Origin of the sequence: Sorangium sp. So ce327 (assembly GCF_051530205.1) — a bacterium.
GTDB classification, from domain to species: Bacteria; Myxococcota_A; Polyangia; order Polyangiales; family Polyangiaceae; genus Sorangium; species Sorangium cellulosum_B.
Genome location: NZ_CP150330.1, coordinates 6,221,663 through 6,247,741, shown reverse-complemented (window position 1 = coordinate 6,247,741; position 26,079 = coordinate 6,221,663). Strand labels below are relative to the sequence as shown.

The 26,079-nt window shown below is 71.1% G+C and carries 18 protein-coding genes and 1 pseudogene; 11 read left to right on the top strand and 8 right to left on the bottom strand.

Features of this window, described 5'->3' with window-relative positions:
- Positions 1–280 precede the first annotated feature (280 nt).
- A complete protein-coding gene (locus tag WME95_RS23355) occupies positions 281–1,057 on the bottom strand; it encodes a tetratricopeptide repeat protein (protein ID WP_437910653.1) in 777 nt (258 codons plus the stop codon).
- Positions 1,058–1,115: 58 nt separating this feature from the next.
- Here WME95_RS23355 and WME95_RS23350 point away from each other — a divergent pair, with 58 nt between their 5' ends.
- The 4 genes from WME95_RS23350 to WME95_RS23335 all read left to right on the top strand — a co-directional run bounded on the left by WME95_RS23350 (position 1,116) and on the right by WME95_RS23335 (position 6,233).
- Positions 1,116–2,399, top strand: a complete 1,284-nt coding sequence (locus WME95_RS23350) for a glycoside hydrolase family 1 protein (RefSeq protein WP_437910652.1) — start codon at positions 1,116–1,118, stop codon at positions 2,397–2,399.
- Between the two features lie 26 nt (positions 2,400–2,425).
- Entirely contained in the window at positions 2,426–4,255 is a 1,830-nt protein-coding gene (locus WME95_RS23345) for a radical SAM protein (RefSeq protein WP_437910651.1), read from the top strand.
- Between the two features lie 59 nt (positions 4,256–4,314).
- Complete coding sequence (locus tag WME95_RS23340) at positions 4,315–5,133, top strand: HugZ family protein (RefSeq protein WP_437910650.1); 819 nt, start codon at positions 4,315–4,317, stop codon at positions 5,131–5,133.
- Positions 5,134–5,288: 155 nt separating this feature from the next.
- Positions 5,289–6,233, top strand: a complete 945-nt coding sequence (locus WME95_RS23335) for a hypothetical protein (RefSeq protein WP_437910649.1) — start codon at positions 5,289–5,291, stop codon at positions 6,231–6,233.
- A 53-nt stretch (positions 6,234–6,286) separates the two neighbouring features.
- On the opposite strand, the gene WME95_RS23330 is transcribed toward WME95_RS23335, so the two are convergent.
- Positions 6,287–7,579, bottom strand: coding sequence for a PAS domain S-box protein (locus WME95_RS23330; protein WP_437910648.1), 1,293 nt, complete (start codon positions 7,577–7,579; stop codon positions 6,287–6,289).
- A 317-nt stretch (positions 7,580–7,896) separates the two neighbouring features.
- Here WME95_RS23330 and WME95_RS23325 point away from each other — a divergent pair, with 317 nt between their 5' ends.
- Both WME95_RS23325 and WME95_RS23320 read left to right on the top strand, forming a co-directional pair.
- Positions 7,897–9,057 carry a lysylphosphatidylglycerol synthase domain-containing protein gene (locus WME95_RS23325; RefSeq protein ID WP_437910647.1) on the top strand — a complete coding sequence of 387 codons (1,161 nt, stop codon included), beginning with the start codon at positions 7,897–7,899 and terminating at the stop codon, positions 9,055–9,057.
- A 189-nt stretch (positions 9,058–9,246) separates the two neighbouring features.
- The gene (locus WME95_RS23320; protein ID WP_437910646.1) at positions 9,247–13,329 is read left to right on the top strand and encodes a chemotaxis protein CheB; all 4,083 of its coding nucleotides are present in this window, start codon (positions 9,247–9,249) and stop codon (positions 13,327–13,329) included.
- Positions 13,330–13,379: 50 nt separating this feature from the next.
- Here the strand turns inward: WME95_RS23320 and WME95_RS23315 are convergent, their stop codons facing one another.
- Both WME95_RS23315 and WME95_RS23310 read right to left on the bottom strand, forming a co-directional pair.
- On the bottom strand, positions 13,380–13,910 hold the full coding sequence (locus tag WME95_RS23315) for a hypothetical protein (protein WP_437910645.1): 531 nt from the start codon (positions 13,908–13,910) through the stop codon (positions 13,380–13,382).
- A 277-nt stretch (positions 13,911–14,187) separates the two neighbouring features.
- Positions 14,188–15,207 carry a lactonase family protein gene (locus WME95_RS23310; RefSeq protein ID WP_437910644.1) on the bottom strand — a complete coding sequence of 340 codons (1,020 nt, stop codon included), beginning with the start codon at positions 15,205–15,207 and terminating at the stop codon, positions 14,188–14,190.
- A 309-nt stretch (positions 15,208–15,516) separates the two neighbouring features.
- On the opposite strand from WME95_RS23310, the gene WME95_RS23305 reads away from it, so the two are divergent.
- Positions 15,517–16,077 (top strand): hypothetical protein, encoded by a 561-nt coding sequence (locus tag WME95_RS23305; RefSeq protein ID WP_437910643.1) that lies wholly within the window; start codon positions 15,517–15,519, stop codon positions 16,075–16,077.
- A 35-nt stretch (positions 16,078–16,112) separates the two neighbouring features.
- Here the strand turns inward: WME95_RS23305 and WME95_RS23300 are convergent, their stop codons facing one another.
- Complete coding sequence (locus WME95_RS23300) at positions 16,113–16,877, bottom strand: CAP domain-containing protein (protein WP_437910642.1); 765 nt, start codon at positions 16,875–16,877, stop codon at positions 16,113–16,115.
- A gap of 421 nt (positions 16,878–17,298) precedes the next feature.
- Here WME95_RS23300 and WME95_RS23295 point away from each other — a divergent pair.
- Positions 17,299–17,349, top strand: a pseudogene (locus WME95_RS23295) (hypothetical protein); the annotation flags it as partial.
- Between the two features lie 30 nt (positions 17,350–17,379).
- Here WME95_RS23295 and WME95_RS23290 read toward each other — a convergent pair.
- Positions 17,380–18,561, bottom strand: coding sequence for an extracellular catalytic domain type 1 short-chain-length polyhydroxyalkanoate depolymerase (locus WME95_RS23290; RefSeq protein ID WP_437910641.1), 1,182 nt, complete (start codon positions 18,559–18,561; stop codon positions 17,380–17,382).
- Between the two features lie 567 nt (positions 18,562–19,128).
- On the opposite strand from WME95_RS23290, the gene WME95_RS23285 reads away from it, so the two are divergent.
- From WME95_RS23285 to WME95_RS23275, 3 genes are read left to right on the top strand one after another with little or no spacing between them, the layout of a single operon-like run.
- The gene (locus WME95_RS23285) at positions 19,129–20,655 is read left to right on the top strand and encodes a protein kinase domain-containing protein (protein ID WP_437910640.1); all 1,527 of its coding nucleotides are present in this window, start codon (positions 19,129–19,131) and stop codon (positions 20,653–20,655) included.
- A complete protein-coding gene (locus WME95_RS23280) occupies positions 20,645–21,655 on the top strand; it encodes a hypothetical protein (RefSeq protein ID WP_437910639.1) in 1,011 nt (336 codons plus the stop codon). Before WME95_RS23285 ends, WME95_RS23280 begins: the two co-directional genes overlap by 11 nt.
- Complete coding sequence (locus WME95_RS23275; RefSeq protein WP_437910638.1) at positions 21,655–22,446, top strand: hypothetical protein; 792 nt, start codon at positions 21,655–21,657, stop codon at positions 22,444–22,446. The genes WME95_RS23280 and WME95_RS23275 overlap by 1 nt, the downstream gene beginning before the upstream one ends.
- A gap of 115 nt (positions 22,447–22,561) precedes the next feature.
- Here WME95_RS23275 and WME95_RS23270 read toward each other — a convergent pair whose 3' ends face one another.
- Positions 22,562–23,701 (bottom strand): hypothetical protein, encoded by a 1,140-nt coding sequence (locus WME95_RS23270; RefSeq protein ID WP_437910637.1) that lies wholly within the window; start codon positions 23,699–23,701, stop codon positions 22,562–22,564.
- Positions 23,702–24,029: 328 nt separating this feature from the next.
- A complete protein-coding gene (locus WME95_RS23265; protein ID WP_437910636.1) occupies positions 24,030–25,820 on the bottom strand; it encodes a trypsin-like serine peptidase in 1,791 nt (596 codons plus the stop codon).
- Between the last annotated feature and the right edge of the window lie 259 nt (positions 25,821–26,079).

Here is a 26,079-nt window from a genome sequence, read left to right as displayed (position 1 = left end):
GGCGCGGAGGGCAGCAACCGAGGTGCCAGCGGGACATCGCCCGGAGATCCGGCTCCGGCGCGCTGCTCGCATCCGCGGCGCGCTGCTCCTCGGGCAGTGGGGCGATCGTGACAATCTGCCCCGTCCGAGGCCGCCCGCCGCAGGGGAGCCCGGTTATCCGGGCTCGCTGGCGTGGAAAGAGGGTCTCAGCCGCAGGCGGCCCACCTGGAAGGAGGTCAAGCGAGCCGCGCCGCTGGCCGCGCCCCGTGGCCGAACCGGCCGCCGGGCCGCCGTCGTGGCATCACCGCCCTTCGCGCCGCCGATCCGCCGCGTTCCCCCGCGCAGGCGCCGCGGCGTGCCGCGCGAGCGCGCGCCGGACCGGGCCGCGATCGGCGCCGCCGGCGCGCACGGGATCGGCCTCGCCGACCAGCACCGACAGCGCGCGCGCCTGCGTCGTCGCCGCGGCCGCGAGGGTGCGATCGCCGTTCCGCGCGGCGAGCGCCGAGAGCCGCCGCGCGACGCCGAGCGCCGCCGGCAGCGCGCCCGCCGCCACGTACGCGGCCGCGAGCTCCTGGAGCAGCTCGCCGTCGTCGCCCCGGAGCGCCGCCGCCGCTTCCAGATCGGCGATCGCCTCCTCGCGCCGCCCCTCGCGCGACCGCAGCGCCGCCCGGGCGCGGTGGCCCTCGACGAAGCCGCTCACGTGGTCCAGCCCCACGGTGTACGCGCGCTCCGCCTCGCGCGGATCGCCCGCCCGCTCGTACAGCGCGCCCAGCCCCAGGTACGCCGGGCCGTAGGTCGCGTCGAAGCGGACCGCCTCCAGGTACCGCCGCAGCGCCACATCGGCCTCGCCGGCCGCGGCGCGTGCCTCGGCCTGGCGCGTCAGCTCGGCGGCCTGGGCCGTCGCCCAGCCGACCCCGTCCGCCCGGGCCGGCGTGGCCCCGTGCAGCAGCGCCGCGGCGAGCGAGGCGGCGGCGAGGGCGCGCGCTCGCGCGCTGTTTCGGGGGCGCGCGCCCCCCGCCTCTACGCACCGCGCCGCGCACACAGGGCCGAGCGTACCGGCGCCCGGCCCCTCGAGCAATCGGACGGCTGCTCCGGAAGGCAGCCGCCCGGCGCGAGTTCGCGTAGGATGCGCGCTCATGGGTGAGGATCTGCGCTTCCCGGACGGGTTCCTGTTCGGCACTGCCGCCTCCGCCACACAGGTCGAGGGGCACTGCGCGCAGAGCGACTGGGCCGCGTTCGCGCGCGAGCCGGGGCGCGTCCGCGGCGGCGATACGCCGGACGACGCGTGCGACCAGCTGCACCGCTTCCGCGAGGACGTCGCGCTCCAGGCGCGGCTCTGTATGGGGGCGCACCGGCTCTCCATCGAGTGGGCCCGCGTCGAGCGGGAGCCGGGCGAGTTCGATCCGGCCACGTGGGACCACTACCGGGACGTGCTCGGCGCGCACCGGGACGCCGGGATCACCCCGATGGTCACCGTCCATCACGTCACCCTGCCGCGCTGGGTCGCGCAGCGGGGCGGCCTGCTCTCGCTGGAGCTGCCGGCGCTCCTCTCGCGCTTCGCCGAGCGCGCCGTCGAGGCGCTCGGCGACCTGTGCCAGCTCTGGGTCACCATCAACGAGCCCAACATGCTCGCCCTGCAGGCCCACCTGCTCGGCGTCTGGCCGCCGGCGCGGAGCTCGCCCGTCGAGGCGGTGCGCGCCCACCAGAACCTCTTCCGCGCCCATGCCGCCATGTACCGCGCCATGCACGAGGCCGCGGGCCGGCGCGGGCATTCCATCTCGGTCGGCGTCGCGCACCACCTGCGCGTCATCGAGCCGGAGCGGTTCGGGCGGCTCGCCGACCGCATGTGGGCGGCCCTCTTCGAGCGGCTGTTCAACGACGCGTTCGCGCGCGCCGTCTGCGACAGCGGCCTGCACGACTTCTTCGGCGTGAACTACTACAGCCGCGACCTTGTCCGCTTCTCGGCGGCGCACGCGCGCGCGGGGTTCCTCCGGCGGCTCGTCCCCGAGGGGGCGGAGGTCAGCGATCTCGGCTGGGAGATCTACCCGGAGGGGCTCGGCTACGTGCTCGACGCCTGGTGGCCCCGCGCCCGGGTCCCGATCTACATCACGGAGAACGGCATCGCCGACGCCGACGACGACCAGCGCCCGCGGTTCCTCGTGCGGCACCTCGCGGAGGTCGCGCGGGCCATCGAGCGCGGCGTCGACGTGCGCGGGTACATGCACTGGTCGCTGCTCGACGGCTTCGAGTGGGCCGAGGGGTACGCCCCGCGCTTCGGGCTTGTCGAGGTCGACCGCGTGACCCAGGAGCGCAGCCCGCGGCCCAGCGCCGAGCTCTACGCCCGGATCGCGCGCGCGCGCAGCATCGAGGCAGACGGCCCGGGCGGCGCGCAGCGGGAGCGCGGCGCCGCGCCCGCGTGACGGACGGCACCGGAAAGGCAGGATCGATGCGCATCGCGCTGCTCTACCCACCGCCCTGGAAGATCCCCGCGCCTAGGGAGGCGCCCGACACGAGCGGCGACGGCCCGCCGGCCGAGTACCGCGAGGGCGATCTCGACCCGGACTTCCACCAGACCCCGTACGGGCTCTTCTCGCTGGGCGCGCAGGCCATCCGCGCGGGCCACCAGGTGAAGGTGCTGAACCTCTCGTCGTACCCGTTCTCGCAGGTCGAGCGGGTCGTGCGCGAGCTCGGCGCGGACGTGTTCGGCCTGTCGTGCTGGACCGCCAACCGGCGCGGCGTGGCGCTCACCGCCCGGTGCATCCGGCGGCTCCACCCCGGGGCGCACATCGTCGTCGGCGGGCCGCACGCGACCCCGCTCGCGGCCGAGATGCTGCGGCACCACCCCGAGATCGACACGGTGACGCTCGGCGAGAGCGAGCACTCGTTCCTCGAGCTCCTCGATCGCCTCGAGGCCGGCCGGCCCGCGCTCGGCGTCCCCGGCACGGCGTACCGCGTCGACGGCCGGGTCGAGCTCGGCCCGCCCCGGCCCGCGATCGAGGAGCTCGACGCGCTCGCGTCGCCGCACGACCACTTCGCCACGCACATCGTGATGACCTCGCGCGGCTGCGCCTGGGCGTGCACGTTCTGCGGGGCCGAGGCGACCTGGGGCCGCGGCTTCCGGGGCCAGTCGGTGCCCTACGTGCTCGACTCCATCGAGGCCGCCGTGGCGAAGCTGCCGGTGAAGATGGTCCAGATCAAGGACGACACCTTCACGACGAACCGCAAGCGCGTCATCGAGATCTGCCGCGGCATCCGCGATCGGAAGATCTCTTTCCTGTGGAGCTGCGACACGCGCGTCGACGTCCTCGGCGAGGAGCTGCTCCGCGAGATGCGCCTCGCGGGCTGCCAGCGCCTGAGCCTCGGCGTCGAGTCGGGCTCGCCGTCCATCCTGAAGAACATCGACAAGAAGATCACCGTCAAGAAGATCATCGAGTCGACCGAGCTCGCGAAGAAGTACGGGATCCAGGTCCGCTATTACATGATGCTTGGCAACCGGGGCGAGACGGCGGAGACGTTCCGGGAGACGCTCGCGTTCCTGGAGGCGGCGAGGCCGCACCAGTACATCTTCTCGTGCCTGTCCATCTACCCCGGCACGCGCGATTTCGACGACGCCGAGGCGGCCGGCTGGCTTCAGCGCGACGTCTATTTCCGCGGCGACTTCCAGGAGCTCAAGACGCCGTTCGACGCCTCGGAGGAGGACACGGCGCTGATGAGCGCCTGGTTCGAGCAGAACAAGGGGCTGCGCGAGCTCTACCGCGAGGGGGTGGGGGAGCGCAGGGCGATCCTCGAGCTCCTCGGCGATCACCACGCGGCGCACCTGGAGCTCGGCGTCGCCTACCTCGACGCGGGGCAGCTCGACCTCGCGGAGCGGCACGCCGCGCGCGCGCTGGAGCTCGGCCACCCGCTGCCGGGGCTCGCGCTCAACGCGCTCGCGTGCGTCGCGGCGGGCCGGCGCGACTGGCAGGCGATGCAGGATCACTTCACGGCGGCCGCGAAGCGCGACCCGCAGCACGCCGTGCTCATCCGCAACGTGCAGGCGGCGCGCGCGTGGTTCGCGAAGGGCGGGCCGGGCAAGGGGCTCCCGCTGGATCTCGTGGCGCGCTGCGACTTCCAGCTCCTGGAGCGGACGGCGCAGCCGGCGCTCCCGGGGCCGCTCCCGGAGGACTTCGCGGTGTGGCCGCAGGCCGTGGCGCGGCCGGCGCCGCCGCGCGCGGCCGAGGCCGCCGCCCGCGACGCAGCGGCGCAGCGCGGGCGGCTCCGGGTGCTGCCGTCGTAGCGCCAGGCGGCGCGGCGCCCCGGTTCCTCCGGCCCTCCCGGCGTGCTACCCGCCCTTTCATGTCGACGAGCACAGACCACGGCCGCCCCGGCGCCGGCCCGGATCCGGCGGCGGACCCACCTCTCCAGGGCGCGAAGGCGCCGAGCCACGCGGAGCGCTGCCGCACGCTGGCGCAGCGGGCCCGCGCCGCCACGCTGTGCACGCTCGCGCGGGATCCCGCCGGCTATCCGTACGGCTCGCTCGTCGCCGTCACCGTGGACGCGCACGGGCGCCCGCTGCTGCTGCTCTCGGCGCTCGCCGAGCACACAGGCAACCTCAAGGTCCGCGCCGAGGCGTCGCTGCTCCTCGCCGAACCGGCCGAGGGCCTGGCCGACCCGCTCGCGCTCGGCCGGATGACCCTGATCGGCCCGTGCCGCCCCCTCGAAGGCGCGGAGGCGGCCGCCGCCCGGACGAGCTTCCTCGCGACGCACCCGCGCGCGTCGTACTACGTGGATTTCACGGACTTTTCTTTCTACCGCCTCGACCCGGTGTCGATCCGCTACGTCGGCGGCTTCGGCCGCATGTCCTGGGTCGAGGCCGACGCGTACGCGGCCGCCGAGCCCGATCCGCTCGCGGCCGACGCCGCGGGCATCCTCGAGCACATGAACACCGATCACGCCGACGCGGTCCTCGCGTACGCGAAGGTCCTCGCCGGGATCAAGGACGCCACCGGCGCCACGATGACCTCGGTCGATCGTTACGGCTTCGAGCTCGATGTCATCACGCCGGCGGGGCCGAAGGCGACGCGCCTCCCGTTCGGCGCGCCGGTCTCGGCGACGGACGAGGTGCGGAAGGCGATGGTGGCGCTGGTGCGCGAGGCGCGCGGCCGCACCGCCTAGCGGCGCGCCGCGCGGGCGCGCCCTGCCGCCTCCGGCGCGGGTTAGGCCGCCGTCCGCCATGGCGGCGCCAGCCCCGGAGCGCGCTCCTCTCTGCCAAGACGACGCTGATTCCGGCGCTCCGGCCCATGGCATGCGATCTGCCGAGATCGCGCAGCATGGGAGACGCCGACATCACGTTGCGCCACATCGCCCGACGGTTTCCTGACGACCTGGCGTGCGTCTTTGTCCCCGAGGACAGGTCGGTCGAGGTTCTCGGCTGGATCGACACCCAGGTCACAAAGCTCGAGCGGCGCCTCGACAAGGCGCTGCGCCTGCGCGTCGGCGCCGAGCTGCGCGTGCTGCACGTCGAGTTTTGCTTCGCGTTGCGCGACGACGTGCCCGACCAGATGTTCGAGTACCTCGGCTTCCTCTTCTCCGCGCTTCGGCGCGAGGCTCCCGGAGCGCCGGTACCGCCGATCGAGAGCGTCGCCGTGGTCCTCTCGGGTCGCAGGCGGCGTCTGCCCGCGACAGGGAAGCGCCGTACCTCCTGGCGGGGGCGGCGGTTCAGCGGCGCGCACTTTCGTGTCGACGCGGTCTACCAGCGCACGATGGCCGAGCTCCGGGCGCGAGGCAGCGTGTTCTGGCTCGTGTTCGCCCCGCTTACCAGGGACGCCACCGCCGCGGCGATGCGTGAGGTCGTCGCGGAGATCTCCGCGCGGGCGGCGACCGTCGAGGAACGGATCGAGCTATATACAGCGCTCCTGGTCATGGCCGCCATCGACCCCTGGGGGCACAACTTGCGGAAGGAGCTCGTCATGCTGATGGAGGACAGGGAGACGGAGAAGAAGCTGCTCCGGACCATACCGATCATCGAAGAAATGCTCGCCGAGGCCGAACAGGAGGGCGCGCAGGAGGCCGCGCGGGCGGGGGCGCAGAAGGCCATCGCCGAGCTCCTCGGCCGTCTCTTCGCACGGCGAGTCGGGCGCCAGCCGACCGCCGAGGAGGAGCGCTCGATCGTCGAGCGCGCACAGGCCATCGGGCCGGGCGAGGTCGAGGATGCCCTGCTCGATCTCGATAGCGATGCGCTGGTCCGCTGGCTCGCCGAGCCGATCCGCCGCTGACCCGAGCGCGATCCTGACGGCGACGCCTCGCCGGCCAGGATCTCCGCAGCCCGTCACCCGTCGCGGCGCCGCGGGCCGCTCGCTCTCCTCCCGCCGCCGCGGCGCGAGCGCCCCAGCGCGTGGTGGAGCCCGCTCTGGAGCGAGCTCAGCGTGACGATCTCCCGGAGGTCGATGCCGATACCCACCATCGTCTGCGCCACCTCGGGGCCGACGCCGGTGAGGATGACCTCCGCGCCGAGCAGCTTGACCGCCTGGGCCGCCCTGATCAGCGAGTCCGCGATCTCGGCGTCCACCACCGGCACGCCGGTGACGTCGAGGATGACCGTGGCCGCGCGCTGCGCCACCACCCCCTGGAGCAGGCGCTCCAGCAGCTGCTCGATGCGCACCCGGTCGAGCCGCCCGACGAGGGGCATCACCAGGATCCCCGCGTCGAGCGGGATGAGCGGCGTCGAGAGCTCCCGGATGGTCGCCTCCTGCGCGTCGATCATCTGCGCTTGAAGCGCCGCGCGCTCCGCCTCGGCCCGCCGGAGCTCGGTCACGTCGTACCCCTCGGCGATCAGCAGGACGCTCTGGCCCAGCGTGTCGAGGATCGGCTTCATCTTGAGGTCGAGCGTCGCCACGCGCCCGCCGGGCCCGTGGATCTTCACCTCGCACGAGGACGGCTCGCCCGAAGCTGCCCGGCGGACGCACTCCCTGATCCGCTCCCCTGCGCTCGCTCCGCCGACCCAGAACGGCGCCTGCCAGAGCGGCCCGCCGTGCGCTTCGCCCGGCCGCGCCCCGGTGAAATCGGCCATCGTCCGGTTGCGCTCGATCAGGTCCCCCTGCGGGGTGAGCAGGCCGATGAACATCGACGTCTCGTCGAAGATCGCCCGGAATTTCTGCTCGCTCTCGCGCAGCGCCTGCTCGCGCTTCAGCTGCTCCGTGAGGGGGCGCGAGAAGGCCGAGAAGAACTGCTCATCACCGCTCTGGACGAGGTGAGAGCTCACCTCGACGTCGATCAGGTGGCCGTCCTTGTGGCGGTGCCTCGCGAGGAAGCGGAGCGACCCCCTGGCCTTGATCTCCTCGATGACCATGACGACCTCGTGCGGCGGCCGCGGGTCGATCTGGCCGATGTTCATCGTCAGGAGCTCGCTCCGGTCGTAACCCACGATGCCGGCGAAGGATGGATTGCAGTCGAGGATCTCGCCGTTCATCCCGACGACGTGGAACCCCTCGCCGGCCGCCTGCAGGATCAGCCGCGTCCGTTCCTCCTGGCGCCCCAGCTGCTCATGGAGCCTGTCGATCTCCTTGCGCAATCCGGCGTTCTCCGCCCGGAGCCGCTCGATGCTGTCCTGATCCGTCTCCACGTTCGCTCTTCCTTCCATCCTTCCGACCGCCCCCCCTCCCACCCCGCCGAGGAGCCGCTCGCCCCTCCCGCGCGTCTCCAACGAACCAGGAAGATAGCCGATCCCGGCGTCACGCCGCGCGCTCGTCGGCTGCCCGGGCGCGCCGGGCGCGCTCGACCGGAGCGGACGAGCTCGACGCACTTCCGCGCGGTTCACGGCGTGCCGCGACGTGTCGCCGCGGCGTTGCGCCCATGACATCAGCGCGGGACGCGCCTGCGCGATACGAGCACTCGCCCTCGACCTCAGGCCCTCGGCCGGCGCCGGAGCGCGAACGTGCGATGACTCTCCTTGCCCCTGACGCTGCCCCTGACGCTGCCCGTGACGCCCACGATGAGCCTCTCCGCGGGGCGCGATCCCGCCCGGGCGCCGGCGCCGTCGCGCTGAGGTGGCTCGGGGTCGCCATCGCGGCGGCGGCGCTCTGGAGCACGCTGCGCGGCGCGGATCTCCCGGGCGTCGCGGCGCTCATCGCCTCCGCGTCCGCGCCGATGATGGCGCTCGCCCTCGTCCCCAACCTCGTCGCGCGGCTCTTCCAGGCCGAAGCGAGCCGGCGCGTCTTTGGCACGCGCACGCGCAACCCCGCGTCCGGCCGCCACGCGCCGTTCTCCCGGTATCTCGCGCTCACGCTGTCGACCGAGGCGCTCACGATGAGCGTCCCCGCCGGCGCCGCCCTCTCCGAGTCGGTCACGTTCTATCTGCTGCACCGGTGGTGCGGGATCCCGGGGCCGCAGGGCGTCGCCGGCATCGCGGCGCGCAGGGCGCTGATCGTCCTCGCGAACGCGGTGTATGTCGCGATCGCCCTCGCGCTCGGCTTTGGCCACCTGGAGCGCGCCTCGCGGCCCCTGATCGGCGGGCCGTGGCTCCCGTGGCTCGTGGTCCTCTCGGGGCTCGGCCTGCTCGCCGTGGCGCTCGCGCTCGGGGGCGCGCTCCTCTCGGGCACGGTCGCGTCGCGGATCTTCGCCTGGCTGAAGCGCCTGCCCGGCCAGCGCGTGAGGGCCTATGTCGAGGCGAGAGAGGCGGCCTTCTCCGCGACCGACCGGCACGCGGCCGCGCTCGGGGAGCGTCGCTCGGCGCTCGCGGCGGCGGCGCTGCTGCTGCTGGGGATGTGGCTCGCCGAGGGGGCGGAGACGTACTTCTTCCTCCGGCTCCTCGGGGTCGACGTCTCGCTCTCCGAGGTCCTCTCGTTCGAGGTCGTCCTCGCGCTCCTCCGCGCCGCCGCCTTCATGGTGCCTGCCGGGCTCGGCGTGCAGGACGCCGGCTATGTCGCCTTCCTGACCGCGCTCGGCGTGCCCGCCGCCGCCACGGTGGGCGCCGCCTTCGTCCTCATCAAGCGCGCCAAGGAGCTCGTGTGGATAGCGCTCGGCCTGCTCGTGTTCTTCGGCGGCCGGGCGGCCTTCCGCCCGGCGCCCGCCCCCATGGGGGGAGGCGAGGCGGCGAGATGACGAGACGGTGTGGTGAGGAGATGACAAGGCCGTCGCCGCGCCACAAGACCACCACATGGGGCGCGCAGCGAGGCAATTTGTCACACATCTGACGACCGCCTATCGCCGAAATTCCGGGGGTTTTGGCCCCGGTGAAGGCGCTCGCCAGCGGCCACAGCCCGGGCACGCTTGCTGCTGTCGAGGTCGGCTATGTCGACCGAGCGCGAGGTGCGCGACGCCACAAAGACAAGAACCCGCACAGTCCGGCCAGAAGTAGCGCCATACGTTGTAGGGATCGGCGCTTCGGCGGGGGGGCTCGAGGCGCTCGAGCACTTCTTCGCGAACATCCCGAAGGAGAGCGGGATGGCCTTCGTCGTGGTCCAGCACCTGTCGCCGGACTTCAAGAGCCTGATGGACGAGATCCTCGGGCGCCGCACCGAGCTGCCCATTCACCTCGTCGAGAACGGCATGCTGGTCGAGCCCGACCACGTCTACCTGATCCCGCCGAAGAAGGAGATGATCATCTCCGGAGGCCTCCTCCTCCTCAGCGAGAGGGATCGCGACCAGGAGCTCGCGCTGCCCATCGACGTGTTCTTTCGATCCCTCGCCCAGGACTGCGGCCCGCGGGCGATCGCCGTGGTCCTCTCCGGGGGCGGCAGCGATGGGTCACGGGGGATCCGCGCGGTCCACGACGCGGGCGGGCTGGTCGTCGTGCAGGACGTCGAAAGCGCGCAGTTCGATGGGATGCCGAAGACCGCGCGAGACGCCGGTGTGGCCGACTGCGTCCTGCCTCCCCAGGACATGCCGCGCGTCCTCCTCGATCACGTGAGGTCCAAGGGGCGCCGGCCGGAGCGGGACGCGGCCAGCGTCGATCAGGGGATGAGCGCGGTCTACAGGATGCTCGAGGAGCAGTTCGGCATCGACTTCACGCACTACAAACCGAGCACCGTCACCCGGCGCATCGAGCGGCGGATCCAGCTCGCGCACACGGACGATATCGAACAGTACGTCAAGCGCCTGAGGAGCAAGTCGAGCGAGCTCGACGTGCTCTACCGTGATCTCCTCATCGGCGTGACGCGCTTCTTCCGGAACGAGGAGGCGTTCGGCATCCTCGAGCGCTCGGTGCTCCCCGATCTCCTGCGAGCGGGGCCGCGCGACGCTCCGTTCCGCGTCTGGGTCGCCGGCTGCGCGACGGGTGAAGAGGTCTACTCGCTCGCCATCCTCCTCCACGAGCTCACCTCCCGGATCGGCCACCGCCCGTTCAAGGTCTTCGCGACCGACGTGCACCATGGATCGCTCGAGGTCGCGACGCGCGGGCTCTACGAGGAAGAGGCGGTGATGAACGTCTCGCCCGAGCGGCTCGAGCGGCATTTCATCCGGCGCGGACGCAGCTATCAGGTTGTCCCGGATCTCCGCCAGGCGGTGGTCTTCGCGCACCACAACGTGATCAAGGACGCGCCGTTCACGCGCGTCGACTTCATCAGCTGCCGCAACATGCTCATCTACCTTCAGCCGCCGGTGCAGCAGAAGGTCCTGAGCCTCTTTCACTTCGCGCTCAACCGCGGGGGCGTGGTCTTCCTCGGGCCCAGCGAGACGCCGGGGCAACTCGCGCACGACTTCGAGATCGTCGACAAGCAATGGCGGATCTACCGGAAGTACAGCGACCGGCGGATGCAGGTCGAACCCCGCTTCCAGCCGGTGTCGCCGAAGGCCCGGAGCGCCCCGCGCTCGGGGATCACCGCGCCCGTCACGCGCCACCCGCCGTCGCACCTGCTCGGGACCTACGACGCGCTGCTCGACGAGTTCATGCCTCCGAGCCTCCTCGTCACTGACACCGGGGAGCTCGTCCACGCGTTCGGCGGCGCGAGCCGGTTCCTCAAGGTCAAGGACGGCAGACAGGGGCTCGACGCCTTCGAGATGCTGGACTGCGACCTCAAGATGGTGCTGACAGGGGGCCTCCGGCGCGTCATCAAGGAGCGCACGGCGATCGTGTTCAAGGGGGTGCAAGCGGAGGGCGGCACCTACAAGATCACGATGCGCCGGGTCGAGAGCCGGCGAGGCACATTGCCCCACGTCCTCATCACCTTCGAGGCGATCGACGGGGCGCCGCGGCGGGCGGCGATGCCGGAGATCGAGATCGACCTGGACGACGTGTCGCGCGAGCAGCTCGGCGCGCTCGAGGCGGAGCTCGGGCACACGAAGCAGACCTTGCAGGCGATGACCGAGCAGCTCGAGGCGAGCAACGAGGAGCTGCAGGCCGCGAACGAAGAGCTCCTCGCTTCCAACGAGGAGCTGCAGAGCACGAACGAGGAGCTCCAGAGCGTCAACGAGGAGCTCTACTCGGTGAACGCGGAGTACCAGCGGAAGATCGCCGATCTCACCGAGCTCGGAAACGACATGGAGAACCTCCTGTCGAGCACGGACATCGGCACCATCTTCCTCGACAGGGAGCTCAAGATCAGGAAGTTCACGCCGCAGATCGCGGAGAGCTTCAACCTGCTCTTGCAGGACGTCGGCAGGCCGATCGAGACGTTCACGTATGCGGTCGATCACCCGGAGCTCACCGCGGATCTCAAGCGCGTGCTCGCGACGGGGGAGCGCGTGGAGCGCGAGCTGCGCGACCGGCATGGTCGCTCGTTCTTCCTTCGCATCCTCCCCTACCGCGCCAAGGGCACCATCGCGGGGGTCGTGCTCACGCTCATCGACGTGAGCGGCCTGAAAGCGGCGGAGGACGCGCTCTTCCACGAGCGCTATCTCCTGAACAGCCTGCTCCGCAGTGTGCCCGACGCGATCTACTTCAAGGACGCGCGCGGCCGGTTCATTCGCACGAACCACGCCATGGCGGAGCGACTCGGCCTCTCCGATCCAGGCGAGGCGGCGGGGAAGACCGGCTTCGAGCTGCCTGGGTACGAGGCGGCGCTCGCCGTTCACCAGGAGGACGAGGTGGTGCTGCGGACCGGCGAGGCGCAGCACTACAAGCTGGAGCAGCGCGTGCGGCAGGACGGCTTCGTGGAGTGGGACCTCGTCACGCGGCTCCCGCTCATCGATGCGGCGCGCCACATCGTGGGTATCATCGGGATCTTCCGGAGCGTCACCGCGCAGAAGCGATCGGAGGAGCAGATCAAGGACGCTGTGCGCAGGCGCGACGAGTTCCTCGCCATGCTGTCGCACGAGCTCCGCAACCCCCTTGGCGCGATCGTCCACGCCACGGCGCTGCTCAAGGAAGACTGCTCCGCGCCGGACGGCGCGTCCGGGCTCGACGAGAAGGTCGTCCAGATCCTCGAGCGTCAGTCCGCGCAGATGGCGCGCCTGCTCGACGATCTGCTGGAGGCGAGCCGCGTCACGCAGAACAAGATCGAGCTTCGAAAGCGCGTGCTCGATCTCGGCACGGTGGTGAAGGACGCCGCCGATGCGGTCAAGAACCTCATGGACACGCGCGGCGTCGATTTCTCGGTCGTGGTCGATCCCGAGCCGATCTGGGTCGAGGGCGACCCTGCGCGGCTCCAGCAGGTCCACGTGAACCTGCTCAACAACGCCGCGAAGTACACCTCGCGAGGGGGGCATGTCACCCTGGAGGCCAAGCGCCTGGACGGGCACGCGGTGGTCCGCGTGAAGGACGATGGCGTCGGGATCCCGAAGGACATGCTCGACACGGTGTTCGAGCTCTTCGTGCAATCGAGCCGCACCCTGGACCGATCGGCGGGAGGGCTCGGCGTGGGGCTCACCCTCGTCCGAGGCCTCGTTGAAAAGCATGGCGGCACCGTGAGCGCGCGGAGCGACGGGGAGGGCAAGGGGTGCGAGTTCGAGGTGCGGCTGCCGATCTCCGAGCCGTCATCCGAGGACGAGGCGACGCGGGGTTCGCTCCTCGCGAACTCCCCCAGGAGATCGCGGGTCGTCGTCGTGGAGGACAACGACGACGGCCGCGAGGCGCTCTGCGCGCTCCTGGCGCGCGCCGGGTTCGAGTGTCATTCGGCGTCTCACGGGATCTCGGGGATCGAGCTCATGGACGAGGTGCTCCCGCACGTGGCCATCGTGGACATCGGGCTGCCGGGGATCGACGGCCTCGAGTTCGCGCGCCGCGTCCGGGAGAAACCCCAGCACAAGGACGTCTATCTGATCGCGCTCACCGGCTACGGGCAGCAGGGCGACCGAGAGAGGGCGCGTGCAGCCGGGTTCGACGAGCACCTCGTGAAGCCCGTCGATCTCGGCACGCTCAAGCGGCTGCTCGCCGAAGGCGAGCCGGCGACGGGCGAGAGCGGCGCCGGAAGCGCTCGCCCGACGGGCCGTTCCTGAGCGCCATGCCTCCTCGCCCCGCGAACAAGCTCATCGACGCCGGCGGGCTGTCAGAGGCACTCGACGAGGCCGTCGTAGAGCGATCTGTCCGTTCCGGGGAGCGCGGCGTCGATCGCCCGACCCGACGGCGCCGCGAGCGCCTCGACGAGGTCGGTCACGGCGGTCCCCGGGGCGATGGGCATCTCGCAGAGGAAGATCCTCGCGTCTACCTCCACATCCCCCGTGGAAGGCACGATCTCCTCCATGCTCGCGGCGAGGATCCACACACAGCGGCCGATCGTCCCGGCGTGCTCCTCGACGGAGCAACGGAATCGAAGCGGCTCGTAGTTGCTGAAATCGCCTTCGCAGAACGTGTCGCCGCACACGACGTCGAAGTCGTCGTTCAGCTCGCGGAGCAGCCCATACCAGGCGTCGATCTCCTCCGAGCTCGTGAAGTACGACGCGGCGTCGACGAAGCTTTTCGCGCTCGTCGAGCCGGCCGGCGCCGCTGCGCCGTCGTGCTGCGGTGGGGTGCTCTCCGGTGGCTCCGGGGCGGCGCCTTGCGCGGTGGAGCAGGCGAGCGCGAGGACAGGGAGACTCATGGACATGGCATGACGAACCGGCATGGGTGCCTCCATCCGAGCGCGGCGCGTGGCGCCGGCTCGGGCTAACACGCCGCTTCCGGGCTTCGCGCTGCCCCGCAACGGCGGGGACCAGCGCGAGGTCGGACCTCGCGGCGTTTCGGTTGGCACGTATTGCGAACGGTATGCCGCGGTCTTTTTGCGGGATATTTGGTCCCTCTCCGCGCTCCGGGACCTGGCGGCCGCCACCCGCGCCGCCAGTTTCGCCAGCTGGGGGCCGTCGCGCGCGGCGCTCGGATCAGGGGAAGCTCAGGATCTCCACCCAGTGGGGACCGCGGCCCACCGGGGTCGACGTCGAGGAGGTGAGCCGGCCGCTCTCGCGGTCGATCGCGTGCACACGCACCGCATGCGAGAGCTGCCCGGCGGCGACGAGCCAGCGGCCGCCGGGGTCGATCTGGAAGCCGCGCGGCTGCTGTTCCGTGGGCGCGTGCGAGACCAGGCGCAGGCGGCCGCTCTGCGCATCGACGCTGAACCCGGCCAGCGTGCTGGAGGTGCGCTCCGACGTGTAGAGGAAGCGGCCGTCGGGCGTGAGGTGCAGATCGGCCGCCCAGGGCTTGCCAGAGAAGCCCTCGGGCAGCGTGGAGAGGCTCTGCACCGGCGCCAGCGTCCCGCGCTCGGCGTCGAAGGCCAGGACGTCGACGCGCGCGTCCAGCTCGTTGAGCAGGTAGACGAAGCGCCCGTCGGGAGCGAACGCGAGGTGGCGCGGGCCGGCCTGCGGACGCACGGGCAGCGCCGGCGGATCGTTCGGTGTGAGCTGGCCCGTGGCCGCGTCGAAGCGCCACTGGACCACCACATCCGAGCCGAGGGCGCTGACGAAGACGTAGCGGTTCGATGGATCCACCAGCGTGGCGTGCGCGTGGCGGCCGGTGAGCAACACCGCGGCAGGCGCGCCCACCGTGCCGTCGCTTCCGAGCGGGCTGATGCTGGTCATGTGACCGCCGTAGGAGGCGCCGAAGAGATGGCGCCCGCTGCGATCGGTGATGAGGTGCGACATCCTGTCGGGCAGCGGCGCCGCCGACAGCGGCCTCAGCCGCCCGCTCGCCGCGTCGAGCGCGAAGCTCTGCACCGCGTGGGGCTCGGTGCGCAGCGCGACGTAGAGGAAGCGCCGGTCCGGCGAGACCGCCAGCGGCCCGGCCTGGCCTTCGATGCCGACGGTCTGTACGGGCGCCAGCGACCCGTCGGCGGGGTCCAGGCGCAGCACCGAGAGCTCGGAGCTCTCGGCGTTGGAGACGTAGACGTAGGTGGCGGCTTGGGTCATCGCGGCGAAGAGGCTGGAGGCCAGCGCCAGTATCCACCATCGGGCCGGCGTCGCGCCACGGATCCTGCTCCGGGCGGCGCGCCTGCCCACGTCGCAGCGACGCGCGCCATCAGGCAAGCAGAGCCACAAGGGCGTGAGGCGCCGATGCGTGAGCGGTGACGGCAGAGGTGAAACCTCATGGACGAATCGCGGAAGGACCGGCACGATGCCTCGCCATGGGACGAAAGAAGGCGCATGCTGCGGCGATGAGCCGCTCGCCGCGGGCGTGATGGTCTGTCTCGGTGGTTGGGCGCGGAGGTGCAAGGTCCGATGCTGAAATGGCTGCTCGTCGGGCTCGTGGTGTTCCTGATCTACCGGTTCGCGATGAAGCGGCCGCGTTACGCTCGGCTGTTCTCGCCGGATCACCTGATCGAGCTCTCGCGCGGGCTCGGCCGCGCCAAGGACACCGCGCTCAAGCGCCCCGGGGGGGGCCCGCCCGCGGACCCGTTCGCCGAGGGCAATGCGTTCATCACGTCCGCCGATATCGCCGTGGTGTATACCGTCGCCGAGGCCAGCGAGGCCGGACGAGAGCACCACGTCTCGCTCTCACTTCGCGGCGGCGCCCTCGCTCGCGCCGCCGCGGGGTTCCTTGCCGCGGCGCTCTGTCGATTGCTCGGCCTGGGGGAGACGCAGCGCGTGCTCGCGGCCTCGAACAGCGGCGTTTACCACCTGATCTTCCAGGTCCCCGCCGCGGACGAGGCGCGATTCGCGGCGCGATCCGTCCCGAAGCTCGACGACGCGTCTGCGCGGAGGCTCGTCGGCGTGGCCATGGAGGATCGGGGGCCGCTGCTCGCGCGCCTCGGCAAGCTCGACGTCAAGGTCCCGAAATGATGCTCTTGCCGGAGCTGAAGGGGAACGAGAATCCTCTATTCGCAGTCGACGAACACGACGTCGTACGCGATGGTCGCCGAGATTCCGGAGACGCTCACGGAGTAGGTGTTGCCGGCTTCAGGGTCCCAGCCGTTCGGCACGATGCGGATGGCGTTCGTGGAGCCGTAGCGCCCCTGGAGCGGCTCCACGTCGACGGCCAGCGGGGCTCCGCCGCTCGTGATCGTGACCTCGGCCTCCTCGAGCTCGATGTCCTCGCTCTGGATCGACCAGCCGGTGTCGCTGAGTGAGCTCCAGCGGTCGCTGTAGGCCTGAATCGGGAACACCCCGGGCGGAGGCCAGGCCGTCCACTCCTTGCCGGCGCGCCCCGTCCCTCCGATGTTCTGCATGCAGGAGGCGCCGTTCTTGCCGGTAGAGCCGAGGCCGATCGGGCCGAGATCGTTCGCGAGGATGATGCGCCGGTGGCCAAAGGTCGTCTCGTTCCCGGGGTCGATCAGATAGCCCTGAACGCTCGCGACGCCGGGGCCACTCGAGATGTTGCTCGTCCTCGCGCCGTCCGCGCCTGTTTTCGAGTAGCACTTCCAGCTCTCCGGCGGCTCGTGCGAGAGCGAATTGTTCGCGTCCATCATGAGCGCGCAGGCCTGGGCCTGCGCGTCGCGGGTGGGCTCGGTCACGACCGGGGGCAGGTCCGCAAGCCAGCGGTACAGGTTGAAGAGCCGGAGCGCGTTCGCTCGACCCTCGGCAGAGATGTCTCCCGGGTCGCACCCGGGGTCCAGCGAGCCGCTCCACGTGCCCTCGCTCATGTCGGCGGTGTCGGCGTTGAAGCGCGCGCAGGTGCCTTCCGGCGAGCGATCGCCCGTCTCGGGTGTCGACCCTCCCGACCCTCCCGATGCCGTGCCTGCCGATCCGCCGCCCCCTTCTCCTGTGCTGACGGCTGACGAACCTCCCGTAGAGGTGCCGCCAGCTCCTCCGGCGCTCGAGGCGTCCGAGCCTGAGCCCGCGCCGCCGCTGCTCGCGGTCGTGCCACCCGTCCCGCCCGACCCGGCGGCTGGCGGTGAGCCGCCCGACGAACCTGACGCGCCAGGATCGGCATCTTCGCTGCTGCAGGACGCGGCCGCGATGAGGAGCGCGGTGGATGCGACGAGTCGAAAGCGAGTCAAAGCCGTCTTCATGGTAGGGGAATGAAATCCAAACGTTTCGGAGACGTCAAGCCCCGAGGGCAACTGCGGGTTGAAGACGGATGGAACGGTGTACTGCTGGGGGGAGAGCGACTACCACGAGCTCTGGCTGCCGCTGTTACCTCGGTCACGCAGCAGATCGGCGACGGCGGCGGACCACCGCGCCAAGGCCTGCCACGAGCAATCCGACGAGCGCGCCGCCGGGCAGCTGACCGCTGGAGGCCGCGTTGAAGCTGCACCCACCGTCGTCCGACGCGCTGTCGCCGCCTGTCGTCGTCGGATCGCTGTCTCCGGAGGCGGTGCTCCCACCCGCGTTGCTCGTCGAGCCGCCCGTGGTGGCTCCGCTGGTGCCTTGCGCCGCGCCTCCGGTGGTCGCTCCGCTGCTACCCGTGCTGCCGCTCGCGTCGCCACCCGTGCCTGAAGTGGCGCCGCTTGCGCTGCCACCTCCGGTCGATGTGTCGCTGCCGCCGGTGCCATCACCGCCGCCCGCGCCGTCCCCGGGGGGCGGAGGATCCATATCGAGCCCGAAGAAGCGCACGACGTCCTTCCACAAGCCGCGCCCCGAGAGATCGTGCGGGGCACCGTCCGCGTAGTTCGCCTCCAGGAGGAGCGTGCCCGCGGCGTTCGTGTAAGAGTACCGATGCCATGTATCTTGGGAGCCCATGAAGATGCTCGTCTTGCTGTCGGAATGACCGAAACCAAAGACGTCCGTCCACTGCGCGATCTGGGCTCGAAAGTTCGGCTCGTAGTTGAGGGTGGTGTCATCCGCTCCGTGCCAGATCTGAACGCGAGGCCGTGCGCCGGTGAAGCCCGGATCCGCCTTGCGCACGATGTCACCCCACTCGGGGGCGGTCCTGTCGGGAGGGGTCATCCAGCCATAGGCGTTGCCTCCCGTCCAAGCTCCGGCGGGGACACCGGCCAGCACCGAACCCCCAGCAAACACGTCCGGGTAGGCAGCGAGGAGCGCGTTCGTCATGCAAGCGCCGGAAGACGCCCCCGCAGCGAAGACTCGGGTCGCGTCGGCGTCGTGCCGTGAGACGGCGTACTGGACCATCTTGGTGATGGCCTCTCGCTCACCGCTGCGCGCGGGCGTCGCGTCAAAGCAGTCGCCGCCTGCCTGGGGCGTGATGATGAGGAAGCCGTGCTGATCCGCCAGACCCTGGAACCAGCCGTGAGCGTTCGCCGCGTTCCCGCTGCAGTAGTGCAGCGAGACCACGACCCCCGGCGATACGTCGACCTTGTCCGGGACGTAGAGGTCCATGGGCGTGTTCCCGCCGTAGTCGACCCGGGTCTGCCACGAAGCCGCCACTGACGGCGAAATCGCGAGCAACACGGTTGCAAGGGAAGCGGCGGCGGGCGCGACGAATCGAAGGGTGGTGGTCATTGGCTACCTCGCTATCACTATGTCAATAACAGCCGATGAGTAGAGCGGAAGTCGCGACTCGCCGACGTCCGATCGGTCGCTCCTGAGTCTGATGTGCATCGCCGCGACGCGGCTTCCATGCGTGAGGATATTCGTATCATGTTTTTGCAGGCAAGCCGAGGCGCGTAGTCGAGCCAAGCCCGATCGCTGGGCGAGGAGCTGTGTCGTTTCGTAGCAACTCGTGGGGGTGTGTCGTTTCGTAACAATCGGTGGAAGGATCGGCGGAAGAAATGGAAGGGCCCGTCAGCGCCGCGGCCATCGCTGAAGATCAGGTCGTCGTCGCTCTCCTCCCGGCGGGTCGCGACGGGTCAGGTAGCAGCGGCCGCGACAGGAGACAGGATAGGCCAATCTATAGGGTAGCGCTGCCCGGCTGAGGCCGGCGCAGCGGAAAATTGCATGAGCCTCTGACCGTGACGTGGCATAGTGGATGCCCTTCTTCCGCCCTGGCCTGCCATGTCGAGCCCTGACGAGACCACGATTGCCCCCGGGGATGTCCTCCTCGGCAAGTATCGCGTGGAGAGCGTCCTCGGACGAGGCGCCATGGGGCTCGTCGTCGCCGCGCGCCACCTCGCCCTCGACGAGCGCGTCGCGATCAAGGTGCTGTTGCCGAAGTACGTGCGGGATCCGGAGATCCTCCAGCGCTTTCTGAGGGAGGGGCGCGCCGCCGTGCGCGTCCGCAGCCAGCACGTCGTGCGCGTCGCCGACGTCGGCACGCTCGAGAGCGGCGCGCCGTACATGGTGATGGATCACCTCGAGGGGAGGGACCTCGCCGCCGTGCTCGCGGAGAGCGGGCGCCTCGCGGTGCCCGTGGCCGTCGAGCTGGTGCTCCAGGTCTGCGAGGCGCTCGCGGAGGCGCACGCGCAAGGCATCGTCCACCGGGACGTGAAGCCGAGCAACCTGTTCGTCACGCGGAACGCGGACGGCTCGCCGTGCGTCAAGGTGCTCGACTTCGGGATCTCCAAGATGACGCACGCGGAGGACCACGCGTTGACGCGGGTGGGGGGAGTGCTCGGCTCGCCCCTCTACATGTCCCCCGAGCAGCTCCGCTCCTCGAGCGACGTCGACGGCCGCGCGGACATCTATTCGCTGGGCGTCGTCCTCTTCGAGCTGCTCACGGGGAGAACGCCGTTCTTCGCGCACGAGCTCGCGCAGCTCGTCTACCTGGTCACGCAGGGGGAGCCGCAGCGGCCGCGCGCCCTCCGCCCGGACCTCCCGGAGCCGCTGGAGCACGTGATCCTCGCGGCGATCGCGCGCGATCGCGATCGCCGGTTCCCGACCGTCGCGGATCTCGCGCTCGCGCTGGTGCCGTTCGCTCCGCCGCACGCGCGCGCGGCGGCCGAGCGCCTCTTCGGCGCGCTGCGCGGCGCGCTCCCGGCCGGGGCCCTGCCGCCCGGCGCCGCTCGCACCGCCACGGCGGTCACTGCGGCCGGGGCGACGCTCCCCGCGTCGACCGTGCCCCTCGGCGGGGGAGCGCTCACCATGGCGCCGCTCGGTACGACGAACCGCAAGCCAGCGTCGCGCGAGAAGCGCGCCGCCGCGATCGGGCTTGGCCTTGCGCTCCTGAGCGGCGGCCTGCTGCTCTGGCGCCTGTCGGACCGGGCCCCGCCCGGCATCGAGCGCGAGACGGCGTCGTCGGCGGGCCCTCAGGGCGCGGTCCCGGAGCCGCGCCCCGAACAGCCGAGCGCCGGGCCGGAGCCGCGCCCCGAACAGCCGAGCGCCGGGCCGGAGCCGCGCGCCGCGCAGCCCAGCGCTGCGCTGGACGCGGCCGTCGAGCCGGCCGCCAGCGCCGTGCCGCCGTCCGGCGCCGCTCCCGGCGCGTCGGCCGAGGGGCCGCCGCCCGACGCGCGCGCCCCCGCCACGGGCGCCCCCGCCGCGCAGAAGCCCGCGAGGCCGGGCGGCTCGGCGCAGCCTGCGAAGCGCGGCGCGCCGCAGGGGAAGCGGCCCTCCAGCGCCGACCCGTTCTCGCGCGATGTCTTCTGATACGTTTGATACCTTCGCCGACACGATGACGCCGCCGCAGACGAAGAGCCGACCGAAGCGCGGGCGCGCCGCGCGTCTCTGCGCGATCGGCATCGGCCTGGCCGCGGCGATCGCGGGCGGGCGCGCCGCGAGGGCCGAGGACAAGGCGGGCGCCGTGGCGCTGTTCCGGGAGGCGGGGGCGCTCGTCGACGCTGGCCAGGCGTCGCGCGCCTGCCCCAAGTACGAGGAGAGCCTGCGCCTCTACGACAGCGTCAACACCCGCTATTTCCTCGCCGATTGCTACGAGCGCATCGGCAAGATGGCCTCCGCGTGGGCGCACTTCCTCGAGGTCGCCGCGCGGGTGCACGCGAGCGGCGATCGGGTGAAGGAGGCGAAGGCGCGCGAGCGCGCGGCGGCCGTCCAGCCGAAGGTCTCGCGCCTCTCGGTGGTCGTCGAGGCCGCGAGCACGCCGGGCCTCGAGGTGAAGCGCGACGGCACGCCGGTCGGCCCTGGCCAGTGGGGCGTGCCCATGCCGGTCGACGCGGGGATCCACGTGGTCCAGGCGAGCGCGCCGGGCAAGCGGGCGTGGACGGCGCAGGTCGAGGTGAAGCCGGGCGGCGTGACCTCGACCCTCGTCGTGCGCGCGCTGGAGGACGACCCCGCGGCGAGCGACGCGGGCGGCGCGGGCGGCGGGTGGGATGGCCGCCGCACGATCGCGCTCGTCACGGCAGGCGCGGGGGTCGTCGCCGTGGGCGTCGGGGCGGGGCTCGGCTTCGCGGCGAAGTCGAGGTTCGACGAGTCGCGCCCGTTCTGCAACGGCGATCGCTGCGATCAGCGCGGCATGGACATCCGCGGCGGCGCCGTGGCGCGCGCGAACGTCGCGACCGTGGTCTTCGGCGTCGGCCTCGCGGCCATCGCCGGCGGCGGCGTGCTGTGGCTCACCGCGAAGAGCTCGACCCAGGGCGCGTCGCTGGCGATCTCGCCCGCGGTCGGCGGCGCGCTCGTGCAAGGCAGCTTCTGATGCGCTCCCAGGTGCTCACGATCGCCCTCTGCGCGTCGGTGTCGCTGAGCGGATGCGGCCTCGTCCTCGGCATCTCGCCCGGCGAATACGACCCGGATCCGTTTGACCTCGATGACGGCGCCGGGGGAGCCGGCGGCCCGGACGAGGGGGCGGGCGGCGCCGGCGGTTCGGGCGGCTCGGACGCGGAGCCCGAGCTCCCTTCCTGCACCGCGCTCCTCGACGACCTGGAGGACGGCGACGGCGCGATCCTCCGGTGCAAGGACCGTGTCGGCAGCTGGTACACGTACAACGACGGCACCCGGGGCGGCGCGCAGACCCCTCTGCCCGGCCGCCCGTTCGTACCGGTCTCGCCCGGGCACGACCCGAGCGAGTACGCCGCTCACGTCGCGGGGAGCGGCTTCGTCTCGAGGGGGGCCGGCATGGGGTTCGACCTGAACTTCGCCCCGGGGGGAGCGAAGCTCACCTACGACGCTTCTGGCTACTCGGGCCTGACCTTCTGGGCCAAGGCGGCGGCGCCGACGCACATCTACGTGAACTTCCCCGACCGCAACACCGATCGCGAGGGCGGCGTGTGTGAAGGCACCGGCTGCGGCGACCACTTCGGCGAGGGGATCGACATCACGACCGAGTGGGCGCAGTACACGGTCATGTTCGAACTCCTCAGCACGGACGGCTGGGGCGTGCCCGCGCCCCCGGCGTTCGACGCTTCGCACGCTTACTCGATCGAGTTCCACACGGCGAAGTCGACCGTGTTCGACATGCTCGTGGACGACATCGCGTTCGTCCCGTGACGAACGCCCGCCCCCACCCTCGGTCACGAGAACGTTCGTGAGCCATGGTGGGGGCCTGGTCCGAGCCCGACCGAACGAGCCTGGTGAACCCCGCTGCCCTCGAGCAGGCGGCTGCCTATTCGTAGGTGACGTGCAGGACGTGGTTGCTGTTGGTGTGGACGAGGATGGCCGTGTCCGTCGCGGGATGGGTGTCCAGTTGAAGGGACGGGTTATAGCCCGCGGCGGTGGGCGTGACCGTGCCGGTGGTGCTCCACCCGCTCGTCCCCCGCTTGGCCAGCCAGGGCGCGCTGCCCTTTCTGTAGGCGATCTGCGGTTTGAAGGCGTCATCGATCACAAGGGATAGATAGGAACCCTGAACCGCCGTGTCGACGGTGCTCACCGTCCAGTTCCCGGTCAAGAAGCTCCACGAGGCGGACTTCAAATCATTGTTGCTCGTGTACACGATCTCGCGACGGAGCGACCTGGCGTCCATCGACACGTAGCCCCCGCCGTTCGCGTCGATCAGGGTGGTCGTCCAGGTGCCGAGAGAGGGCCCGACGAACCGGCTCACCTGCACCCCGACCGAGCTCTCGGCGAAGGCGACGAGCGGCGTCGCGCCATCGAGGGCGATCGCGTCGGAGGCCAGCCTGATCGGGTTCGTGTTCGCCTTGATCGTCCCGGTGAACCACGGATTTCCGCCGGTCTTCCCTGCGTATTTCAGGCTCCGGACGCCAGCGCTCGTCTCCGTGGTGTAGACGACGTGGACGATGTAATCCTGGAGCCCCGCGTCGTACCTGACCTCGATCGAGGGGGTACGGACCACATCGACGGAGTCGACCGTCTCGCAGTCCCACTGGCTGAGGACGCCGCAGTTGCCGGCGTTTCCGCCCACCCGCCGGGCGACCTTCAGACGATGCGTGTCGACGTCGACGTACGCGATGAACTCGGTGCCGTCCTCCTTGCCGATGGTCATCGAGAGGCCGTTGAGGAAGTTCACGGATTCATCGACCGTCTCTATCACCCAGGGCAGCCATCCGGAGGGGAAGCCGACGTTGGCCTCCCGGCGGGCGACCATGACGACATCGCCGGTGGTATCGCTGTAGGCGACGCTGTGCCACTTGCTCCAGGCGCCCCCTCCCCAGTCCTTCCACGCATAGCCCTGCGCCGTGTGTCCGACCGCGCTGGTGCCGGGGATCGGCCCCGTGGACCACGCCATCGCCTCGGAGCCCACCAGCAAGACGGCCGCCGCCATCGTGAACCGAAATCCTCTGAGCATGACCCGTCAACCTCCGATTGCATCACCGTGTAAGAAAGCCAGACGGAGCGCCGCCCCGTCGACACGGGCATTCGACACAGGTATTGGCAAGCTGCATGCCAATAAAGCGAACCTCTCTCGACATCCAAGCACGAAGGGGGCCACCGGGCGGGCCGCGAGCGCGTCGTCCTCTCGTTCGCGCTCTGGCGTCCGTGCGCATCGAGCGCGCCTGCCGGATCCGTGACATGTCACGCGACATGTCACATGACATGTCACGATATCGAGCCATCGAGATGGCGCCGTGGTGCCTGAAGCCGAGGAGGTGCAGGCGGGCGACGTCGGCGCCGGCTCACATCGCGGTGATCGCGATGTTGTCGACGAGGACCGGATCGCCGGTCGAGACGCGGATCTGCAGGTTGTTGTCGTCCGACGGCGGGGTGAACGTCGCCGAGCAGGTGGTGCTCCACGCGCTCGAGGGCGAGAAGCTCGTCCACATCACCTGGGCGCCGCCGCTCACGACGCGGAGCTCGGCCTGGGAAGACCCGCTCGCGGTGGTCCTGCGCGCGTCGAAGCAGATCTGGTACGGCCGCCCCGCGGCCAGCGCGAGCTGGCGGTTGCGCACCGGGTAGCCCGTCGCGCTCTGCGTCACGCGGACCGCCCAGTTGGGCGTGCCCATCACCCGTCCGTCGGGGACCACCTGCGCCCGGCTCCCATCGACGTCGTTGCGCCAGTTCGTGCGCTTGTCGAAGGTGTCGAAGTTCATGACGGCGGTGCTCTTCACCACGCTCGGCGCGGACACGAGGATGTCGGCGGTCCCGAACACGCCGAGCCCGAGCGTGAGCCCGTCGGACGGGGCGTTCACCTCGAACGTGTGCGTCTGCCAGCCCGATCCCACGGTGTTCGCCACGTACTCGCCCCCGAGCGACGTCGTGCCGCTCTTCAGCCCCACCCACAGCGAGCTCGCGTACTGGCTCGCCTGCGTGTAGGTCATGAGCGTGATCCGGTAGCTGCCCGCGGCCAGGTTCAGCTTGCCGTGCGAGAGCGCGTCGGCGTAGCCCGCGCCGGTCGTGCGGTTGATGCGCGCCCACCGGTTCGTCACGTCGAGGGTCGCGAGCGCGGTGAGGTCCCAGAGCGCGTTGCGGCGCTGGCTGTCGAAGCCGAGGTTGTACCAGTCGCGCCGCGCCTCGCCGCGCAGCCGCTCGAGGTCGCGCTGGATGTCGAACTCCCAGTCGAGCTCCTTGTCCGCCCAGCCGTAGTAGTTGGCCGGGGTGAGGCCGAGGCTCGTGACGAGCGAGACATTGACCGTGGGGCCCTGGGCCGCGGGGTCGAAGCTCGGGTTGACGTAACCCCAGTAGAGCAGATCGCGCATGGAGAGGGCGTTGCGTCCCCAGCACCCGCCGGAGCACGCCGTGGAGAGCGGGGCGATGATCATCTTGCCGTTCGCCGCGTTGAAGTGGGGCGAGCCGCTCATGCCTCCTTCTCCCCAGACGTTCATCTCGACGCCGGTGTTCGGCGCCGAGGCCGGGGTGAACCAGTGCCCCGCGCCGGTGACGCTCGTGACCTGGCCATTGGCGTACATGCGCGTGTCGAAGGGGAGGCTGCCGTTCTGCTGGTTGTTCGCCGAGATGCTGTAGATCTGCTGTCCGACGGCGGGCGGCGACACGTCGAAATCGACGTAGCCGTACTTGTCGCCGGGATTCTCGCCGGCGGCGTTCGGCCAGCAGAAGAAGAGCACGCCGTCCGTGTCGTTGAACGTCTGCTCCATCGCGTCGCACGTGAAGGCCTCCGTGTCCGACGCGGCCGTGCTGCCGTTCCGGTACGTGCGGAAGGTGATGCTCGTCGGCCCGCCCCCGCAGTGGGCCGCGCTGAAGAAGACGTTCGGGCCGATCATCACGCCGTTGCAGTAGCCGCCCAGCGACGCCTCGGCGAACTGGCTCACCGCGACGTCCGGGTTCGTTGTGTAGAGGCTGGCGGCGTTGACGATCCGCTGGTTCGGGCCGAGCGTCATCTCGGTGGCGAGCGCGCTCTCGGCCTCTCCGACCGGCTCGTCGTCGAGCTCATCGACGCCGGCTGTCGCGGCGCAGCCGGTGGTGACAAGGATTCCGAGGAGCGGTGCGGTGCGGAAGAAGTGCTTCGACATGGTCGTCTCCGTGGGCTCCTGCGCTCTCGCGCGGCGCCGCGGCGCTGGCTGGCGGACACGCAGCGACGCGCCTGGATCGCTGTGCGTTCGACGCCCGGCCAAGCAACCGATATGCCGTCCACGAACCGCGGAATCCGCGTTGCTGTCGGCGAGTTTGTCGCGCGGCCGTCGCACCGCGCCGCGCGGGTGTGGCCTGCGCGACCACAGGCCAGAGGCGCCCCGCCTCGATGCCCCTGGGGACCGCGCTTGTCGGAACCGC

Bases quoted from the DNA above. Each gene is read 5' to 3' on its own strand.
- WME95_RS23350 (WP_437910652.1), top strand. From the start codon at position 1,116: ATGGGTGAGGATCTGCGCTTCCCGGACGGGTTCCTGTTCGGCACTGCC.
- WME95_RS23345 (WP_437910651.1), top strand. From the start codon at position 2,426: ATGCGCATCGCGCTGCTCTACCCACCGCCCTGGAAGATCCCCGCGCCT.
- WME95_RS23340 (WP_437910650.1), top strand. From the start codon at position 4,315: ATGTCGACGAGCACAGACCACGGCCGCCCCGGCGCCGGCCCGGATCCG.
- WME95_RS23335 (WP_437910649.1), top strand. From the start codon at position 5,289: ATGGGAGACGCCGACATCACGTTGCGCCACATCGCCCGACGGTTTCCT.
- WME95_RS23325 (WP_437910647.1), top strand. From the start codon at position 7,897: ATGACTCTCCTTGCCCCTGACGCTGCCCCTGACGCTGCCCGTGACGCC.
- WME95_RS23320 (WP_437910646.1), top strand. From the start codon at position 9,247: ATGTCGACCGAGCGCGAGGTGCGCGACGCCACAAAGACAAGAACCCGC.
- WME95_RS23315 (WP_437910645.1), bottom strand. From the start codon at position 13,910: ATGAGTCTCCCTGTCCTCGCGCTCGCCTGCTCCACCGCGCAAGGCGCC.
- WME95_RS23310 (WP_437910644.1), bottom strand. From the start codon at position 15,207: ATGACCCAAGCCGCCACCTACGTCTACGTCTCCAACGCCGAGAGCTCC.
- WME95_RS23305 (WP_437910643.1), top strand. From the start codon at position 15,517: ATGCTGAAATGGCTGCTCGTCGGGCTCGTGGTGTTCCTGATCTACCGG.
- WME95_RS23300 (WP_437910642.1), bottom strand. From the start codon at position 16,877: ATGAGCGAGGGCACGTGGAGCGGCTCGCTGGACCCCGGGTGCGACCCG.
- WME95_RS23285 (WP_437910640.1), top strand. From the start codon at position 19,129: ATGTCGAGCCCTGACGAGACCACGATTGCCCCCGGGGATGTCCTCCTC.
- WME95_RS23280 (WP_437910639.1), top strand. From the start codon at position 20,645: ATGTCTTCTGATACGTTTGATACCTTCGCCGACACGATGACGCCGCCG.
- WME95_RS23275 (WP_437910638.1), top strand. From the start codon at position 21,655: ATGCGCTCCCAGGTGCTCACGATCGCCCTCTGCGCGTCGGTGTCGCTG.
- WME95_RS23270 (WP_437910637.1), bottom strand. From the start codon at position 23,701: ATGCTCAGAGGATTTCGGTTCACGATGGCGGCGGCCGTCTTGCTGGTG.
- WME95_RS23265 (WP_437910636.1), bottom strand. From the start codon at position 25,820: ATGTCGAAGCACTTCTTCCGCACCGCACCGCTCCTCGGAATCCTTGTC.